This window comes from Gammaproteobacteria bacterium (genome assembly GCA_028819075.1).
Taxonomy (GTDB): Bacteria; Gemmatimonadota; Gemmatimonadetes; order Longimicrobiales; family Gaopeijiaceae; genus BD2-11.
The window spans coordinates 43,687-62,003 of record JAPPMM010000017.1 but is presented as its reverse complement, the minus strand read 5'-3'; the positions used below and the strand labels follow the sequence as shown (position 1 = coordinate 62,003).

Sequence of the window (18,317 nt, the reverse complement as noted above, 5' to 3'; positions counted from 1 at the left end):
GCGCGGGGATGGGGTCGGGTGACGGGAGCCTACTCGGGCGCCGGTTCCAGAACGCTTACCTCTTCCATGACGGCCCCTTCGAGGACGCCGTCGACCACCTCCATCCCTTCCACCACCCTGGCGATGATGGTGTAGTTGTGGTCGAGGCGGGGGTTGTCCACCAGGTTCACGAAGATCTGGCCGTCGCCGGTGTCGCGCCCCCGGGTCGAGATGCCGACGGTGCCGCGCACGTGCGAGCGCATGGTCAGTTCGTCGCGCGTATAGGGCCCGTCCCCGTGGTACTCGTTCGCCCCCGGGCTGCCCCCCTGGATGACGAAGTTGGGAACCACCCGATGGAAGGTGAGACCGTCCAGGTATCCTTCGCGCGCGAGGCGGACGAAGCGCGCCGTGTTGGCGGGCGACTCGAACGGGAGCAGCTCGAGGACGATCTCGCCGCCCCCGGCGATGCGGATCACGGCCCGGGAAGCGGCCATCTCGCGCATCTCCTCGAAGGTGGGCATCGGCGCCCGCTCCGGCGGCGAGGGACGAGCCCAGCGAAGGTCGCTTCCGGTCCACTCGTTGCGGAGGTATTCGGCGACCAGGGCAACCACCGGATCGTAGTCCTCCATGTAGGGCTGTACGCGATCGAGGTCGTCCAGGGAACCCAGTTCGCGTATCCTCTGCAGGAGTTCCAGGCGCACGTCCCGGTGGGTCTCCTTGCGATCGGCGCTCATGCGCTCGAGCGCGGCGAAGGCGGCCGGCAGCACGTCCGGATGCGGGCTTCCGGCGAGCGATCGGGCCGCCGTCAGCACCAGTTGCGGATCGTCCGCGCCCAGGGCGTCGAGGTAGACCGAGTCGGCGTCGTTGCCCACCAGCGGCGCGAGCCCGGCGATGGCCGCCTCACGCACGTTCCAGTGCTCGTCACCGGCCAGCGCCAGGAGCGCGGGCACGAGTTCCAGGCGGGCCGCGGCGCGCGCGGCGTACATGCGCATCTGCCAGACCGGATGAGCGGAGAATGCGGGCAGCCGGCGGGCGGCCGTGAAGGACGACACCGCGGCCAGCGCCACCAGGCTGCGCGCCGCCCGGTGCCAGTCGCCGGCCGACACGGAATCGGCCCGCTGGGCCAGTGCGTCGAGAGGCGTCAGAGCGGTCTCCGGCGGACAACCGGCGAGGCGGTCGATGGCCTCCAGAGCCACGTGCGCGCTCGGGTCCTGGAGCAACGCCGCCAGCTCCACGCACGCCTGGCTGCCGTCCACACGTTCGCTCAGCGCTCGCACGGCCTCCACCCGCACCAAGTGACTCGTGTCGGCGAGCGCCTGCGCGAGCGGAGCCCGCACCTCGTCGAGCGCGCCTTCCCCGATGGCGAGGACGGCGAGGCGTCGCACCTGCGCGTCCTCGTCCGCCAGCGCGGCCGCGATCACGTCTTCGGCGGGTCTTCCCGCGCTCACCAGTCCCGCCAGGGCGAGCCGCCGCACCTGCGCGCCCTCCTCGCCGTCCGCCCCGCGGTAGCCGGCCAACTCCGCGAGTGCCGCCAACACGAACGGGGGAGGCGTGAACTGCGACTGCGTGCGAACCAGGTTTTCCAGCGCGCGAGTCCCGCCTAGAACTACGGGGTGGGGCACCGACCGCAGGGTTACGGCCCCGCCTCCCGTGAGTCCCGCGACCAGATTCTCGAGCAGCAGGTCGTAGGCCTGCCGCACCTCATCGGCATCCCGGTACGAGAGCCGGCCCATCGCCTCCAGGACCGCGCCCCGCACCTCGGGATCCCTCTCGCGGGGCAGGTAGTTGATCAGCGCCGCCATCGCCCGGCGGGGGTCGCTGCCGGCAACCGCCTGCGCGCTGGCGTTGATGGCCTCGACCCTGATGTCGGCGTAGGAACTCTCCAGCATGGACCCGATGTCCACCAGAACCGCAGGATTCTCCTGGCGCCCCAGCGCGCGCACGGCGATCCGCTGCACCTCCGGGTCGGGCCAGGAGATTCCCTCGAGGAACGTGAAGTGCGCGGCGGGGTCGCGCGAACGGGAGTCCTCGGCCTCGAGGACGCGGTGCAGGATCTCCTCGCTCCCGGGGAGCAGCCGGACCTCCCCCGCATCCCCCCCGTCGCCGCACCCGGCGACCAGACCGCTGCCCAGGGTGACCGCGCAGATCAGGAATCCTCTGCGACCTGAGCGCCAGGCCGACCCGAAGCACCACAGTCTATCGAGCATCCCGTCCAACCCTTCCTTGCGTTTCGTTCCCGTTATGCCTGTCGCCCGACCCACCGCCCCGGCCGGGTACCCTGCATCGCCGCGCGGCGTTCGCCTGTGGCGAAACACGGAATAGATTAGAGTACGTAGCCCCGTTGACAAGAATCGCGCGCGCTGGTACCGCGATCCACGACCCCCGAAACCCCGGACGCGACACGATGGCGACCGCAATTCCGGCCACCGGTCTCGACACCCCGATCGCCGACCCGCTTCGCCGCGCCCTCCGCGGCCTGGGCGGCCGTGCCACCGTCGGTGACCTCATGGCCGCCACCGGACTCGCCCAGGCGGACGCCGAGTCCGGCCTCAAGGGGCTGCTGGAAACCTACCAGGGACACGTGGAGGTCGGGGAAGAGGGCGATATCGTGTACGCCTTCCAGCGCCGCCTGCTGCGACGCGACCACACGCCCTTCTGGATTCGCTTCCGGACGGCCGCGGCGCGCGTGCTCAAGACCGCCTTCAAGATCTGGATCGTGGTCATGCTGGTGGTCTATTTCGTCGTCTTCGTGACCCTGCTGATCGCGGCCCTGATCGCCGCCTCCAGGGGGAACGACCGCAACGGCGGCTCCATCCTGGGCGGCGGACGGCGCGGCGGGGGCTTCAACTTTCCCTTCCTGTTCTGGATCTGGGCCCCGGACTGGCGCCTCGGCCATCCGTATTACGGCAACCGCTTCGAGCGCCGCAGCGGCAGGAAGGTGCCCTTCTACAAGAAGGTGTTCGCCTTCGTCTTCGGCCCCGACCGGCCGCGCGCGACCCTTCGCGACCGCGACCGCAGCGTCATCCGCCTCATCCGGGCGCGCAAGGGAACGCTCACCGTGCCTGAACTCGTACGCCACAGCGGGCTGACGGTCCCGGAGGCGGAGGAGGAGATGGGGCGGCTGATGGGAGCTTACGCGGGTGATGTGCACGTCTCCCGGGGCGGCGAACTGGTCTACAGCTTCGGCGAACTGCTCGTGAGCGCCCACGGCAAGGTCAGAGCGCGCGAACCCGCGCCCGCATGGCAGCGCCTGGAGAAGGCGGCCGAGTTCACCGGGAACAAGACCGGAACCAACGTGCTCATCGGTTCTCTGAACGGGTTCAACCTGCTGGCGGCTCTCTCCGCCCCGGTGCTGATCTTTCCCCCGCTGGGTCTGGGGGGACTGGGGGCCGAGATCGGCCTGATCTGGGTGCCCGCGGTCTTCAGCACGCTCTTCTTCTCGGTGCCGCTCGGCAGATGGGTGGGGCACCGGGTCGAGAACGCCCGCCGACGCCTGCGCAACGTGCGCAAGGTGCTGCTGGGGATGGTCTTCCGGCAGAGCCTCGGGGGCGGAGCTGCGCTCTCGGCGGAGCGCGCCACGGACGATGTGCGCATCGCGCTGGTCGACCCGAACATCGGTGCGGCCGATGTGCGCAAACAGCTCCAGGGCATCGCCGCCGAGTTCGACGCCGAGGTGGAGCCCGCCGACTCCGGCCAGATCATCTACCGCTTCCCCTCGATTCGCTCGGCCCTCCTTGGAGGAGAAGAGGTGCGGTCCGCCCTCCGCCTCGACAAGCGTTCGGTCGGACGCGTGGTCTATTCGAGCGCGGACACCCCTGAGGAGGAGTCGGCCAGGGCCATGGCCAACTTCGACCGCGAGCTGCGCAAGTCCGTGTCCGCCCCCGACTCGGTGCGCTACCTGGACGACCTCGAGCTCGCCGGCATCGAGACTCCCTCCCCCTCGGGACGTCAGGTGAAGCCGCGGCGTCGGGCAGGGCCGAGGCGCCCGCACAGGTGGTGAACCGCTCGAGCCGGACGGGTCTGCGCCCGCCGGGTGCAGTGCGTCCGGCCGGGTCGATGGCTGCGCTCCTGCTGGTCGCCTCCCTCCCGTTGCTCCTCATCCCCGGGTCTCTGGCCGCGCAGCAGAACGACGGCGGCGGCGTCCCCGCGCTTGCGGTCGTGCCCCACGCGGAAGCCCCGGAGGCGCGCGCCCTCCGAACGCCCACCGACATCCGGATCGACGGCCGGCTGGAGGAGGCGCCGTGGAACGACGCGGCTCCGGTGACGGAGTTCACCCAGATGGACCCTGACGAGGGCTTCCCGGTCAGCGAGCGCACCGAGGTCCGATTCCTGTACGACGACGACGCGCTCTACGTGGGCGCGAGGCTGCTGGACTCGGCGCCGGTCACCACCCGGCTCGCCCGCCGTGACGCCGGGGTGCCCGACTCGGACTTCTTCACCCTGACCGTCGACAGTTACCACGATCACCGCACCGCCTATCGCTTCTCCACCAACCCCTCGGGGATGAAGCGCGACGAAGTCCTGAGCGGCGGCTCCGGCATCTTCGGGGGAGGCAGAGGGGACGGCCGCGGAGACGGCTCCTGGGACCCGGTCTGGGACGTCGCCACTACAGTCACGGACGAGGGCTGGTTCGTGGAGATGCGCATCCCCTTCAGCCAACTGCGCTTCAGTACGGCCGACGACCAGCTGTGGGGTCTTCAGATCGAGCGCACCATCAATCGCAACCAGGAGCGCGCCGTCTTCTCCTTCACGCCAAAGCTGGAACCCGGCGGCGTGGCCCGATTCGGGCACCTCTCCGGAATCGCCGGCGTCGCTTCCGGACGCAGGCTCGAGATCCTGCCCTACGCAGGGCTGAGCGCCGAGTACATTCGCCGAACGGCGCCGGCCGACGTCGCGTTCGACAACCCGTTCCGCTCGGGCTCCGACTACTTCGGGCGGGCGGGCGCCGACCTCAAGTACCGGCTGGGCTCGAACCTCACCCTCGACGCCACCGTCAATCCCGACTTCGGCCAGGTCGAGGTGGACCCGGCGGTCATAAACCTCACGGCCTTCGAGACCCGCTTCGACGAGCGGCGCCCCTTCTTCGTGGAGGGCGGGGAGATCTTCCAGTTCGCGCGCGGCGGACCCGGGGGCAGTACCGGGCGTCCCCCGACGGTCATGTACTCGCGCCGCATCGGCCGGCGGCCGCAGGGGCCGATGGCGTCGGACGCGGTCTTCTCGGACGCACCCACCTCGACCACCATCCTCGGGGCCGCCAAGGTCACCGGGAAGGTGGGGGACGGCTGGTCGGTCGGGCTGCTGGAGGCTGTGACCGGGCGCGAAATGGCCCCCTACGTCGACGCCGTCGGGATCCGGGGCGAAGCCGAACTCGAACCCGCCACCAACTACCTGGCGGGCCGCGTGCGCCGCGACCTCCGGGACGGCCTCACCCAGCTGGGCGCCATGGCCACGGCCGTCAACCGCAACCTCTCCGGCAGCATCCTGGGCGACCGCCTGCACTCTTCGGCGTATGTCGCCGGGGTGGACTTCATCCACGAGTGGGAGGACCGCTCCTGGCGCATCAACGGCGCCCTCTCGCAGAGCCTCGTCTCGGGCAGCGAGGCGGCCATTATGCGCACACAACATTCCTCGGCCCGGTACTTCCAGCGCCCCGACGACAACCGCGTGCTGGACCCCGACGCCACCTCGCTGGGCGGTCACTACGCCATGTTCGACGTGAACAAGCAGTCGGGATCGTTCACGGCGCGCATCGCCATGGCGAGCATCAGCCCGGGCTACGAGGTCAACGACATCGGCTTCCAGACCGAAGCCGACCGCATCATGCTCGACACCCACCTCACCTGGCGCCAGCCGCGTCCCGGAAGCTGGCTGCGCAACTGGTCGGTGTCCGGCGGCCCGGACGGGAAGTGGAACACGGCCGGCGACCGCCTGCACTCGGAGTTCAACGCCAACCTGAACTGGCAGTGGCTGAACTACTGGGGCGGCTCGGTCCGAGGGGTCATCCGCGCTCCCACCGACAACGACCGCCTCACCCGCGGCGGCCCCCTCGCCCGTGAACCCCAGTCCTATGCCGGCAACGCGAACCTCTCCTCCGATTCCCGGCAGCCCGTGAGCGGACGGGCCAGCTACAACTGGGCCTTCGACGAAGCCGGATCCTGGAGCCACACCGGATCGCTGAACGTCACCTACAAGTCGGGCGAGAAGCTGGAGCTGCGTCTGGGTCCCAGGCTCACCCGCAGCTACGCCGAGGCCCAGTACGTGACCTCGCGCTCCGACCCGCTGGCCACCGCCACCTTCGGCCGACGCTACATCTTCGCGCCCATCGATCAGACCACGCTGGCGCTCGACACCCGGCTGAACGTCACCTTCTCGCCCACACTGACGCTGCAGGTGTACGCCCAGCCGCTCATCTCCAGCGGAGATTACGGGGGCCTGAAGGAGTTCCGGACCCCGGGAACCTTCGACTTCCTGCGCTACGGCGAGGACGCCGGCACGATGTACCGGCTCGACAACGGTGGCTTCCTGATCGATCCCGACGGCGCCGGCGGGGCCCCCGAAATCACCATCCGCGACCAGGACTTCAACGTGCGCAGCCTGCGCGGCAACGCGGTGCTGCGCTGGGAGTGGAGCCCCGGCTCGACGCTCTTCCTGGTGTGGCAGCAGCGCCGCTACCACCGCGCGCTGCGGGACGCCTGGGACCCGCTCGCGTCCGACGGCATCGGCGACTTCGACTTCCGCTACGACGCCCGCGAACTGGTGCGCATCCGCCCGGACAACATCTTCCTGGTCAAGGTGAACTACTGGCTGAACCTGTGAGGGCTTGACAGCATTGCCTGCGGATGCGAGAGTGTGATGGCATTGCATGCACACTCGGATGACGCAAGATGGCTCAACTCACGGTTCGCAAGGTGCCTCATCAGATCATGGACGCCCTGAAACAGCGCGCAGCCGCCAACGGACGGTCTGCCGAAGCCGAACACCGGGAGATTCTGCGCCGAGCGCTCCTCCCGGCCGAAGGGAACTTCGGCGAGCGCGCCAAGTCTTTGCGGCAGCGGCTCCACTCCTGCATCGACAGCACCGACACGATCCGCGCTGACCGGGACCGGGACGCGCCTGAGTGAGAGGGTACGTCGTCGACGCAAGCGTGGCGGTCAAGTGGCTGGTGACCGAGCCCCTGTCTGACGAAGCAGCCACCCTGCTTGACCCCGGCGTAACGCTCCTGGCCCCCGATCTGCTGTTTGCGGAGGCCGCCAGCGCGTTGTCCGCCAAGTGCCGGCGAGGGGAGATGGACCGCGAAGAACTCGCGGAGACCGTGAACCTGTTGCGTGCCGCGCCTGTCGCCTCGCCGCTCTCAATGCGCCAGCTTGCCGCCTCGAGCGCCCGGCTGGCCGCCGACCTCGGTCACGCCGTCTACGACTGCTTCTACCTCGCGCTGGCGATTGCCGAAGACTTCCCGGTCGTCACCGCTGACACGCGCTTCTACGACAAGGTGCGGAAACACCCCTATCTGGGGGACCGGGTCGTCCACGTCGCCGATATGGACGTGAGCACGTAGCCACCTGGACGTTAGGGCGCAATCACCACGCGAAACCCGATGAACTCGCGCCTCACGTCCGGCCCCGCAGCGCCCCGGATGGCGGCGCGCACATTGCGCACGGGATCGGCGAAGGATCCGCCGCGCATCACCCAGAGGGGGTCGGCGTCGAGCCCCTCCCGGTCGTCCGCCTCGTCGTAGGGGTAGGGCTGCCAGGGGCTGCGGGTCCACTCCCAGACGTTGCCGCTCATGTCGCTCAGACCGTGGACGCACTCCGGGCAGGCCACTTCTCCCACGGGCGCCGGCCTGCCTGTCGCGAAGTTCGCCCTGTCCCGCCGCAACTCGTTTCCCCACGGGAAGATGCGCCCGTCGCCGCCACGGGCCGCCTTCTCCCACTGCGCCTCGCTCGGCAGGGTCACGCGCCAGCCCTCGGCCAGCAGCGCGCGTAGCTCCGGGGGCGTTGCCGGGGATTCGCGCAGAAGCTCCTCCAGCCATCGGCAGTACGCCAGGGCGTCGGGCCAGGAGACGAAGGACACGGGATGGAGCGGCGACCCGGCGAGAGCCTGCGGGTCGACCTCATGGCCGGCCGCTTCAACGAAGGCCGCGAACTGGGCCACCGTCACCTCGCTGCGGCCGATGAGGAAGGGCGGCACATCGACGACGCCCTGCGGGCGGTCGGCACTCCAGCGCTCGACGTCGTAGGCGAGGGTGTCGATGCCGGGATCGCTCCCCATGAGGAAGGGTCCTTCGGCGATCTCCACGAACCCCAGCAGCGGTGCGTCGGGCAGATGGCCGAGGTCGGCGCGGTAGCCGGTGAGCTCGGAAGAGGGAGTCGCGAACTCCGCGGATGCGGGTGCGATCCCTTCGGATTCCCGGGCTCCGGGCTCGCCCCGCTCCATCTGCCTCCGATAGTCCAGCCACACGCCCACCAGGATCAGGCCCGCCGCCGCGAACGCCGCCAGGAGCCTCATCGGGCCTCGATTCCCAATCTCATTGCACCTCCGCTTCATCGCTCATTGCACCTCCATCCCCAGCCGCTCACACGCAAACTGCCAACCATGGCTGCAGGCGCGCTCCAGAAGATCCCGCTCCGGCATATCGACCAGATTAAGGCCTCCCTGGCGCAGCATCAGCCTGAGATCCAGCGGGCGCGGCGGCGCGCGACTCACCACCGACGGATCGAGCAGGTTCACGCAGCCGGCCTGGAATTGCGCCTCGCACGCCCGCGCGAAGAAGCCCAGCGCCAGCTCCGCGTCGGGCTCCACGATCCGGCCCTCCACGTAATGCGCGCCCAACTCGTTGCACGCCCATCCCGCGTTGTTGGCGCAGTAGCTCGCCTCGATCTGCACCAACCGGTCACAGGCGCCTGCCCGGCCCTCCTCACACGCCTCCTGCCAGAACGGCAGCATGTCGCCCGGGTGGAGGCCATCGGTGCGCCCGGTCGCGGTCATGACGGCGAAGAAGGTCGTCCATGCCACCATGTGTACCAGGTTGGCTGTCGCCCACCGGACCTCGGTGAGGCGCCGGATGCGCGGACGGCTCTGGAGTGAGCGCACGAAGCGGTCGATCAGCGGCACGCTCAGGTTGAGCAGCGGCACGCACAGCAGCTTGTCGTAGAAGGTCGGGGCACCCACCGCCTCGAGAAACCAGAACAGCCCGAAGACCCCGGCGCCGTAGAGGGCTCCGAAGATGGCCTTGCCGGTGCGAGTGCGCGGTGAGGTCGAGGGGTCCGTGACCAGCAGGTGCAGCCCCAAGAAGACGGCGGCCGGAATCTCGGAATCGATGAAATACGGGACCCCGGTCGCCGCCCCGTAGAGCGCGCTCAGCCCGAAGAGCGCGGCTGCGGCGAACCCCGACACCAGGGTGACCCGGAAGAAGTACATCACCACCAGGCCGAGCCCGAACAGCAGCAGGTAGATGGCGGGGACAAAGGTGAGGGTGGTGGCGATGTCCTGCCCCCACGTCAGATCGCTCGTCCCCGTCGCGATCAGCACCAGCGAAAACAGTCCCAGCGAGAACGCCGAGGGGTTGAAGATGTGCGTGCGCCGGCCCCCGCGCCGCCACTGCACGAACGCCTTCCCCAGGAAGCCCGCCGCCACCATCAGGAACTGCAGGTAGAACCAGTCGTCCGTGAACCAGAGGAAGAGGTTGGTGCTGAAGATGATGGGGAAGGGCCCGAAGCCGAGCACGTAGCGCTCGCCCCGCGACCACGCGAGCAGCATGTCGAACGCGTAGGCAAAGATCAGTTGCGCCAGCAGGAGCCCGGCGAAGTCGTAGACCGGACGCCAGTACCAGCCCCAGACCGCGAACACGGTGAGCTGCACAAGGGCCTGCAGATAATGCTGCGGGCGCAGGACGACCCGGAAGCCGCGGGACGCGCCGGCGCGCGACAGCCTCGCGAACAGCACCCCCTGCCAGACCAGCAGCCCGGCCACCGCCGCCAGGAACGCGAAGGTGAGCCGGGCGTTGTCGGCGACCCGCGGCGCAAGCGAGAGGAGAAGGAGGCCGAGCGTCAGGACGAGCGGGACGAGGAAGACGCGGCGGAGGTCTGGAGCCTGAGAGCCGGGCCTCACGGTCGACTTCGGCGGCCCGGGTCCCGGCTCGGTGCTCGCGTCCCGGCGGCGCCTTCGCCTGCGTTTCGCTGCGGCCATGATCCAGGAGGGTCTGCCGCCTCCTCAGCCCGGCGGGCGCTGCGCTCCCGTCTCCGCGGGCAGCCCCAGCAGGCTCCAGTCGTTCCAGGAGCCGTCGTAGAAGCGGGTCTCGTGGCCCATCAGGCGCGAGACGAAGTAGTTCACGCTGGCGCGCATCCCGATGTAGCAGTAGCTGATGACGGTCTCGTCCGGGTCGATGCCCGCGCGCCGGAAGAGGGTCTCCATCTGTTCGCGCGAGACGAAGCGCGGTTCCTCGCGCGAGACCATGAACTCCTCCCAGTAGACGTGCCCGGCACCGGGGATGTGCCCCGGACGATAGGTGCCGTCGCGCCCGTTGTCGGCGCCCGTGTACTCGTTGTCGGGGCGGCCGTCGAGAAGGGCGTAGCCCGTCTGGCCGCGGCGTTCGTCCACCCATTCCGCGTCCACGAACACATCGTCGCGCACGCGTGGCTCGAAGGCGCCTCGTCCGCCGGAAACAGAGCCCGTCGCTACATCCCGTCCCGCTTCCCGCCACGCGAAGAGCCCGCCGTCCAGGATGGAGACCCGCTGATGGCCGAGGTGCTCGAGGGTGACGAAGGCGCGCGCGGCCGGGATGGGCGTGCCGTAGAGGACGACGTGCAGGTCGTTGGAGATGCCCGCCTGCCGGAACACCTCGACCACCTGCTCCAGCGGAGGAAGTTCGACCAGCCGCTCACCCACCTGGGTCACGATCTCCTGGTAGGGGAGGAAGCGCGCGCCCGGAATGTGCCCTTCCAGGAACGTCGACTCGTCGTACTCGACGTTCAGGAGCAGCAGACCGGGATCGTCGAGACGCTCCGCGAGCCAGTCCTCGGTTACGAGGAGAGGATGGGTCTGCTGTGCCAGGCCGGAGGCCGGCAGGAGCACGGCCACCAGTGCCAGCGCCCGTAATACGCTCTGTTGCTTGATCCGCATGGTCCTGCTCCGTGTCAGTTGTTTGTTCTGCCGGCCGCGGCCGCGCGCCGCTTGCGGCCCATGTAGGAGCGAAGCGCCGGGGGCAGCGATCCGATGCGCGCGGCCCGCTCGATCTGGTTTGCGACCCCGTCTTCGTACTCGCCCAGCCGTACGAAGGCGCCCCCCTCGTGTGCCGCCACCGGGACGCCGTCCCGGTAGACCACTCGGCTTCTGGTGCTCTTCGCGATACGCGGGCCCGGTGCGAGGATGCCGGTGAGGTTGAGCGGGTCGGCGGCGCTGACCGGGACCGGCCGGCCGGAAGGAGTCCTCCGGCGGATGCGGCGCAGCAGGCCCACCGCCTCGGGGAGCGCGAACTGCTCGCCGGACACCCCGTTAACGAAGCGGCCACCGCGCACGTCGCCCCTCGCCTCCATGCGGCGGAGCGCGCGCACCAGCTGCCACCAGGGGAGCGTGCGCGGCTCGTTGTCGAGCAACCGGCGGAACACCACCCCGTAGCGGCGCAGCAGAACGCGGGCTATCGACGCGGCGCGCGCTTCCTCCCCCGCCCCTCCCCCGCTGTCGGGCAGGTCGCGGCGCAGAAGCGACCACCGCCCCGCCGAGTCCACCCCGAAGGCGACCGACGACCGGCGGCGGCCGCGGCGACCGAGGCGGCCTCGCGCGCCGACCACACTGGCCGCCCGGGACGAGCGCCCCGCCGGCCCGAGCGGCTTGCGCCGGTCGGAGGGCACGAGCAGCGCGCGCAGCCCTGTGAAGCTGTCCGCGGTGGCCAGGCCGGCGGCGACCAGCTCGCCCAGCGCCTCCTCCACCCGGGTGGGCAGCAGGCCGGACGCACCCACCAGCTCGTGGAAGAAGGAGGCGCCGCGATCGGCCAGCACGTCGTGCACGGCCCGTCCGTGGGCGGAGAGGAGGGAGGCGGCGCCGTTGGTCGAGGGATCTCCGCCGGGGCGCAGCCACACCTCCATCCGGCTGCGGTCCAGGAAGGCGATCGGGGTCGCGGGAAGCGGCCCGCGCATCGAGCGACCGTTCCCCGCCGGCGGAGAGATGCGCGCCCACGTGACGCGTCCCGCCAGACAGACCGCGTCCAGCAGCCCGGGGTCGTAGCTTGTGACCCGCCGGCCGAGGACGTCCGCCTCCCACGCGCCCGCGCAGGTCTCGAATCCCTCGAGCTGGGCGAGCACGCCGGCCAGCCCCTCCACCCCCGCGGCCTGCTCGCCCTCGGCGACCCTCTGCCACGCGAACAGGAAACGCATGAAGTCGGCCTGCGACACCGGCCGGATTTCCGCCCGCAACCGGTTCAGGGTGTAGCGATGGATGCGGGCGAGCAGGCGGCGTTCGCACCACTCCACCCCCGCGTCCGGGCTGGTGAAGGCCCCCCGCAGCACGAAGCCCTCGGCCTCGAGCGCGAGCAGCGCCGCCTTCACCTCCGGTTCGTCCACCGCGAGCGCTTGCGCCATCTCGCCGGCCGTCACCGGGCCGCACAACTGCAACCGCCCGCGCACCAGCTCGCGCACCGCCTCCTCCCGGCTCCACTCGCGCGCGGCCAGGTCGGCAGGCGGAGTCAGAGCCGGCTCGAGCCGCACTTCCGCACCCGCCGCCGCAAGCACCTCCGGCAACCGCTCGGCGCTCACCCACCAGGCGAGGGCGTCCGAATCGACCGAACTGCCGGCCTCACCCACTTGCAGCCGCCCCGCCCGTCCGGTCGCGCACAGCTCCTCGAAGAGGCCCTGCCACGAACGTCCATCCCCTTCCGCGCCCCGGTTCCCCTGCTCCCCTTCGGCGGTCGTCAGTACCCCCGCCGTCAACAGCGCGTCGTGCAGTTCGTCCGCATCGCGCGGATCGGGCCACACCTCCTCGCGCACGCGCTGGATCGCCGCCGGGTCGAGCGCGCCCAGCTCATCCGCGGACGAGGGCTCGAACGCGCGCCTTGTCTGCACCGCCCGCGCGCGCCGCTCCTCCAGCGGGGCATCGTCCAGGAACGAATACGGGGCCGAGTTGAGGATCTCGTGGCTGAGCACCGAGGGCTCGGGGGTGTCGCGCGTGACGTAGCGGATCTCCCCCGCCAACACCCGCCGCAGCACGGCGTCGAGTTCGCTCATCGCCATCGCCTCTTCCAGGCAATCGCGCATCGTCTGCCGGACGAGGGGATGATCGGGGATCTCGCGGTCGCCGCCGATGTTCTCCAGGCACGCGGCCGCGTCCGGGAAGGCCGCCGCCATCAGGTCGTCGGCCTCCATGCGCTGCAACTGGGGCGGCACCTTCCGCCCGGCCCGGTTGCGCAGCACAGCCAGCGAGATGGTCGCGTTCCAGCGCCAGCGGGTCGGGAAGACCGGCGAGTCGATCAGCGCCTGCACCAGCGTCCGCTCGAGCGTGTCCGGGTGCACGTAGCGGAAGACATCCTCCAGGGGGAAGGAATGCTGGGGTCCGAGCGAGAGCAGCACGCCCTCCTCGGTGGCCGCGGCCTGGAGCTCGAAGTTGAACTGGCGGCAGAACTTCTTGCGCAGCGCGAGCCCCCACGCCCGGTTCACCCGCGAGCCGAAGGGCGCGTGCAGGATCATCTGCATGCCCCCGGCCTCGTCGAAGAAGCGTTCGAGCACCAGCGTGTCCTGCGTGGGCAGCGCTCCGAGGATGTGCTTCGCCTCCCGCAGATAGTGCTGGATCTGGCGCGCGGCCGAGTCCGAAAGCCCGAGTTCCTCGAGCCACTTCGCGGCCGCATCCTCCTGCTCCCCGTCCAGGCGGGCCTCGACATCCGAGCGCAGCCGGGCCACCGCGGTCGACAATTCCGCGCTCCGCCCGGGCGCCTCTCCCAGCCAGAACGGGATCGTCGGCGGCTCCCCGTGCGCGTCCGCCACCCGGACGGTGCCGGAATTGACTTGGAGAATGCGCCAGGAGGTGTTGCCCAACTGGAAGATATCGCCCGCGGAACTCTCGATGGCGAAGTCCTCGTTGAGGGTGCCGATGAAGGTCTCTTCGGGATCGAGCACCACCCGGTAGTCGGCGTTGTCGGGGATGGCGCCCCCCGCCGTGATCGCGGTGAGGCGGGCCGCGCGCCGGCCCTTGATGCGCCCGTTGACCCGGTCCCGGTGCACCAGCGCCCCGCGCCGGCCGCGCCGGGTGACGAAGCCCTCGGCCACCATCTGCACCACCTCGTCGAAGTGGGCGCGCGCCAGCTCGCGGTACGGGTACGCGCCGCGCCAGAGGTGGTAGAGGTCGTCCTCGGACCAGGGCTCGCACGCGGACTCGGCCACGGTCTGCTGCGCCAGCACGTCGAGCGGCTGCGGCATCATGACCAGCCGGTCCAGTTCCCCGTCGTTCACAGCGCGCACGAGCGCAGCGCACTCCACCAGGTCGTCGCGGGAGAGCGGGAAAAGGCGGCCCTTCGGAGTGCCGCGCACGGTGTGCCCGGAGCGCCCCACCCGCTGCAGGAAGGTCGAGATCCAGCGCGGGGAGCCGATCTGGCACACCAGATCCACATGCCCGATGTCGATGCCGAGCTCGAGCGACGCGGTGGCCACCAGCGCCTTCAGCGTGCCCGCGCGCAGACGGTCCTCCGCGGACAGCCGCGCCTCCTTGGAGAGGCTGCCGTGGTGCGCGGTGACCGCCTCCTCGCCCAGCCGGTCGGTCAGCCGGGCCGCGAGCCGCTCCGCCATCCGGCGCGTGTTGACGAAGACGAGGGTGGTCCTGTGGGCCTCGATCGACTCGGTCAGCCGTTCGTAGACCTCCGACCATACCTCGTGCGACATCACCGCTTCCATGGGCGATGGCGGCACCTCGATGGCCAGGTCCATGGTGCGGCGATGCCCTGCGTCAATGATTTGGCAGCGCTCCGGATCGATCTCCGCATCCCGGTTCTGGCTCCCCAGCAGGAAGCGCGCGACCTCGCCGACCGGCTTCTGGGTGGCCGAGAGCCCGATGCGCTGCAGGGGCCGGCCCACGACGTGCCCCAGCCGCTCCAAGCTGAGCGCCAGATGCGATCCGCGGCGCGAATCGATCACGGCGTGGATCTCGTCCACGATCACCGTGCGCACGGTGCCGAGCATCGCCCGGCTGCGCTCGGCGGTCAGGAGCAGGTAGAGGGATTCCGGCGTGGTGACCAGAATATGTGGAGGGGTGCGCAGCATGGCGGCGCGGCGCGAGGAGGGCGTATCTCCGGTGCGTACCGCGGAACGGATGCGGACGCCGGGCAGCCCCGCGCCCTCGGCGCGCTCGCGGATGGCGGCGAGCGGCTCCTCCAGGTTCTTGTGGATGTCGGCGCTGAGCGCCTTCAGGGGCGAGATGTAGAGGACGCGAACCTCGTTCTCGAGACCATGCTCGAGCCCTTCGCGCAGCAGCTCGTCGATGGCGTTCAGGAAGGCGGCAAGGGTCTTGCCGGACCCGGTCGGGGCGGCGAGGAGCGTGTGGCGGCCATCGCGGATGGCGGCCCAGGCGCGCTCCTGGGCTGGGAGCGGCGGCCCCAGCGTCTCGGTGAACCAGCCGGCGACGATCGGGTGGAAGGGCAGGCTCATTGGCGAACCGTAACCCGGATGCCCGACACCGGCAACCGACATTAACATACCGTACGGGCGCTCATCGGGGATTCCGGACCTGGTACACGTCCTGGCGTCGGTGAGCGCGGAATCCGGCTCTCGCTCGACGGCGCGCTTCCCCGGGTCGCGATCTCTGCAACGTCAGGAGGATCGATGAAGTCAGCATGGTGCATGGCCGCAGCTACCGCGGCCCTCTTGTTCTCGACCCCTCTCGCCTCATACGGGCAGGATCCGCCCAGACCGGCTGAACCGCTCGACACGCCCATCCTGCTGAGGCTGGCGCCACCCGAGGGGCAGGTATCCCGCTACGCCCACTCCACGCAGGCGGAAGTGGAGAGCCCGATGATGCCGTCAAGCCCTGTCATGACCATGCGCACGTATCAGACGCGGACCGTGGTCGGGGTTGCGGACGAGGTGATCCGACTCCGGACGACCATCGACTCGACCTCCACGGCAATGCCGATGCCCGTGCCCGGGATGGAGATGCCGGACTTTTCCGGGAGTGCCATCACCACGGAAATGGACACACGCGGCCGGGTGCTCGGCGTCATTGACACCGAAGGCATGCCGGCGATCGCCGGATTCAACCCGGAGGACCTCCTCCAGCAGTCGGGCAGTTTCGTACTTCCCGAGGAGGAGGTCAGCCCGGGGGATTCCTGGACCCAGGACGTGCCGATGGAGTTGCCCATGGGTCCCGGGGGATCGATGTCCATGGGGATCGCAACGACGTACACCTTCGTCGGGTTGGACGGAAGCCTCGCAACCCTCTCGTTCGAGGGGCCCATCGAGATGGATATGGAAGTGGCGGGCGGAGGCATGACGGCCACCGGAACCATGTCCGGCACCATGATCGTGGACCTCGCCGAGGGCCGATTCCGGAGCCAGTCGACCCGCGCCAGCTTCGACGTGAGCATGGCCGGGATGACGATGGAGACGAACGTGACGACCACGATGGAACTGTTACCCGATCCCTGATCCGGACCGCCCGGGACATCGGGCACCGCCGCAGACGGACCGGCACCGGCGGGAGGTAAGTCTACTCCACGACGATCCCGTGGCCCTCGCGGCGCCGGTCGCCGCCGACGCGTCCCACGCGTGGCGCCACCACATGCACCCCGCCGAAGTACAGGCTCTGCTCGGGCCAGAGCGACAAGTCCCACTCCTCCGCGAGCGCTTCCATCGCCTCATCCGGGAATCCCGGCTCGATCTGGAGCTGTTCGCCGTCGAAGTGCATGCGAGGGAAGTTGGACGCCTCGTCGGGCGAGAGTCCCAGGTCGAGGAGGGACGAGACCACCTGGAACACCGCCGACGGAATGCGGTTGCTGCCCCCGGTGCCGAGCGCGGCGAGCACCTGGTCTCCCTCCAGCAGCAGCGTGGGCGACATCATCGACGCCACCCGGTCCCCCGGCTCCGAGGCGTCAAGTCCGGCCGGGTGAAGATCGCCTTCGCCCATCATGTTGTTGAAGTGAATGCCGGTTCCGGGAAGGAAATACGACGATCCCGATCCGTTCGACATGGAGAGCGCGGCGACGTTGCCCTCGGCGTCGGAGGCGTTGAGGTGGGTGGTGCCATGCACGGCGTGGATCAACGGGGCATGGATGCTCTCCAGAAGCTCCGCGTGCGCGGGATCGCGCGGGACCGCCTCTCCTCCCCGGAGGCGGACCGCCTGCTCGAGCGCCCGCGCCGTCGCGGTCACGTGCGCGCGGCTTCCCCAGGCGCAGCGCGACAGATCCGTCTCCTCCTGAAGCAGCAGGCGAAGCGCCATCAGCGATCCACCCAGCGCCGGCGGCGGGTTGGTGAGGACGCGACGCCCGCGATAGTCCACGGAGAGCGGACGGCGTTCGATGACCTCGAATTGTTCGAGATCGGCTCGCGTCATCAGCCCGCCGCCCTCGAGCATGTCGCGTTCGATGGTCTCGGCATGGTCCCCGGCGTAAAACCCGCGCGGATCGCCCGGCAGGCTTTCCAGGAAATCGGCCATCCCGGGGTTGCGGTGCAGCCGGCCCGCCGGTAGAACCCTTCCGTCATCCAGGAAGAGGGCGGTGCCTGCCGGCGAATCCCGCAGCACGGGAAACATCAGCTGAAGCGAGTCCGACACGAACGAGGTGATGACGGTACCGGCCCGTGCGGCGGCGATAGCGGGCGCGACCACCTCCGCGAGCGGGAGCCGTCCCAGACGCCGGTGCACGTGCACCAGGCCCTTCAGGGTGCCCGGAACCGCGGCCGACGCCAGCCCGATGGTGAACTCCTGCGGGATATCCCCGAAGAGGATGTCCACCGCGTAGAAGTCGCGATCACCGTCGTCCGGGGGCCCGGGGTGCGCCCGGCCAGGAGTGGCGGCGATGAAGTCGAAGAGGATCTCCTCCCCGGAAGACGTGCGCGCCAGCACGAAGCCCGCCCCCGCCAGGCTCGCCATGGTGGGCTCCACGAACGTGCTGGTGAACGCCGCCGCCACGACTGCGTCGAAGGCGTTGCCTCCGGCGCGGAGGATGTCGGCGCCGGCCTCGGAGATGAGCGGATGTCCGGAAGAGAGAAGTCCTTGCATGGCGCGGAATCTACTACGGCGGGCGGCCCGCTGTCACCGACCGGGGGAGGGGACACCAGGATCGGCGATGGGCGCATCGTGCCATGTAGGCGCCCCTGATCCCTGGGTAGGTTTCCTCGCCATGTTCGCCGACACCGATCCGCATCGCGGGC

At 70.0% G+C, this 18,317-nt stretch carries 11 protein-coding genes; 5 read left to right on the top strand and 6 right to left on the bottom strand.

The genetic code is table 11. The features are described 5' to 3' along the window. Positions 1 to 29: 29 nt before the first annotated feature. On the bottom strand, positions 30 to 2,186 hold the full coding sequence (locus tag OXU32_03115; GenBank protein MDE0072959.1) for a peptidylprolyl isomerase: 2,157 nt from the start codon (positions 2,184 to 2,186) through the stop codon (positions 30 to 32). Between the two features lie 197 nt (positions 2,187 to 2,383). On the opposite strand from OXU32_03115, the gene OXU32_03110 reads away from it, so the two are divergent. The 4 genes from OXU32_03110 (at position 2,384) to OXU32_03095 (ending at position 7,534) form a co-directional block, all read left to right on the top strand. After that, positions 2,384 to 3,979 (top strand): hypothetical protein, encoded by a 1,596-nt coding sequence (locus OXU32_03110; protein MDE0072958.1) that lies wholly within the window; start codon positions 2,384 to 2,386, stop codon positions 3,977 to 3,979. Between the two features lie 56 nt (positions 3,980 to 4,035). Continuing rightward, the gene (locus tag OXU32_03105; GenBank protein MDE0072957.1) at positions 4,036 to 6,795 is read left to right on the top strand and encodes a DUF5916 domain-containing protein; all 2,760 of its coding nucleotides are present in this window, start codon (positions 4,036 to 4,038) and stop codon (positions 6,793 to 6,795) included. Positions 6,796 to 6,863: 68 nt separating this feature from the next. Beyond that, entirely contained in the window at positions 6,864 to 7,100 is a 237-nt protein-coding gene (locus OXU32_03100) for a hypothetical protein (protein ID MDE0072956.1), read from the top strand. Beyond that, positions 7,097 to 7,534: a type II toxin-antitoxin system VapC family toxin gene (locus tag OXU32_03095; protein ID MDE0072955.1), complete on the top strand. Its 438-nt coding sequence runs from the start codon at positions 7,097 to 7,099 to the stop codon at positions 7,532 to 7,534. Before OXU32_03100 ends, OXU32_03095 begins: the two co-directional genes overlap by 4 nt. Before the next feature lie 11 nt (positions 7,535 to 7,545). Here the strand turns inward: OXU32_03095 and OXU32_03090 are convergent, their stop codons facing one another. The 4 genes from OXU32_03090 to OXU32_03075 all read right to left on the bottom strand — a co-directional run bounded on the left by OXU32_03090 (position 7,546) and on the right by OXU32_03075 (position 15,599). After that, a complete protein-coding gene (locus OXU32_03090; GenBank protein ID MDE0072954.1) occupies positions 7,546 to 8,484 on the bottom strand; it encodes an SUMF1/EgtB/PvdO family nonheme iron enzyme in 939 nt (312 codons plus the stop codon). Between the two features lie 42 nt (positions 8,485 to 8,526). Further along, positions 8,527 to 10,086: an RnfABCDGE type electron transport complex subunit D gene (locus OXU32_03085; GenBank protein ID MDE0072953.1), complete on the bottom strand. Its 1,560-nt coding sequence runs from the start codon at positions 10,084 to 10,086 to the stop codon at positions 8,527 to 8,529. Positions 10,087 to 10,188: 102 nt separating this feature from the next. Next, positions 10,189 to 11,097, bottom strand: coding sequence for a sulfurtransferase (locus tag OXU32_03080; protein MDE0072952.1), 909 nt, complete (start codon positions 11,095 to 11,097; stop codon positions 10,189 to 10,191). A 14-nt stretch (positions 11,098 to 11,111) separates the two neighbouring features. Then, positions 11,112 to 15,599: a DEAD/DEAH box helicase gene (locus OXU32_03075; GenBank protein MDE0072951.1), complete on the bottom strand. Its 4,488-nt coding sequence runs from the start codon at positions 15,597 to 15,599 to the stop codon at positions 11,112 to 11,114. Positions 15,600 to 15,773: 174 nt separating this feature from the next. On the opposite strand from OXU32_03075, the gene OXU32_03070 reads away from it, so the two are divergent. Then, the gene (locus OXU32_03070; protein ID MDE0072950.1) at positions 15,774 to 16,595 is read left to right on the top strand and encodes a DUF6263 family protein; all 822 of its coding nucleotides are present in this window, start codon (positions 15,774 to 15,776) and stop codon (positions 16,593 to 16,595) included. Between the two features lie 61 nt (positions 16,596 to 16,656). On the opposite strand, the gene OXU32_03065 is transcribed toward OXU32_03070, so the two are convergent. Beyond that, on the bottom strand, positions 16,657 to 18,165 hold the full coding sequence (locus tag OXU32_03065) for a gamma-glutamyltransferase (protein ID MDE0072949.1): 1,509 nt from the start codon (positions 18,163 to 18,165) through the stop codon (positions 16,657 to 16,659). Positions 18,166 to 18,317: the final 152 nt, after the last annotated feature.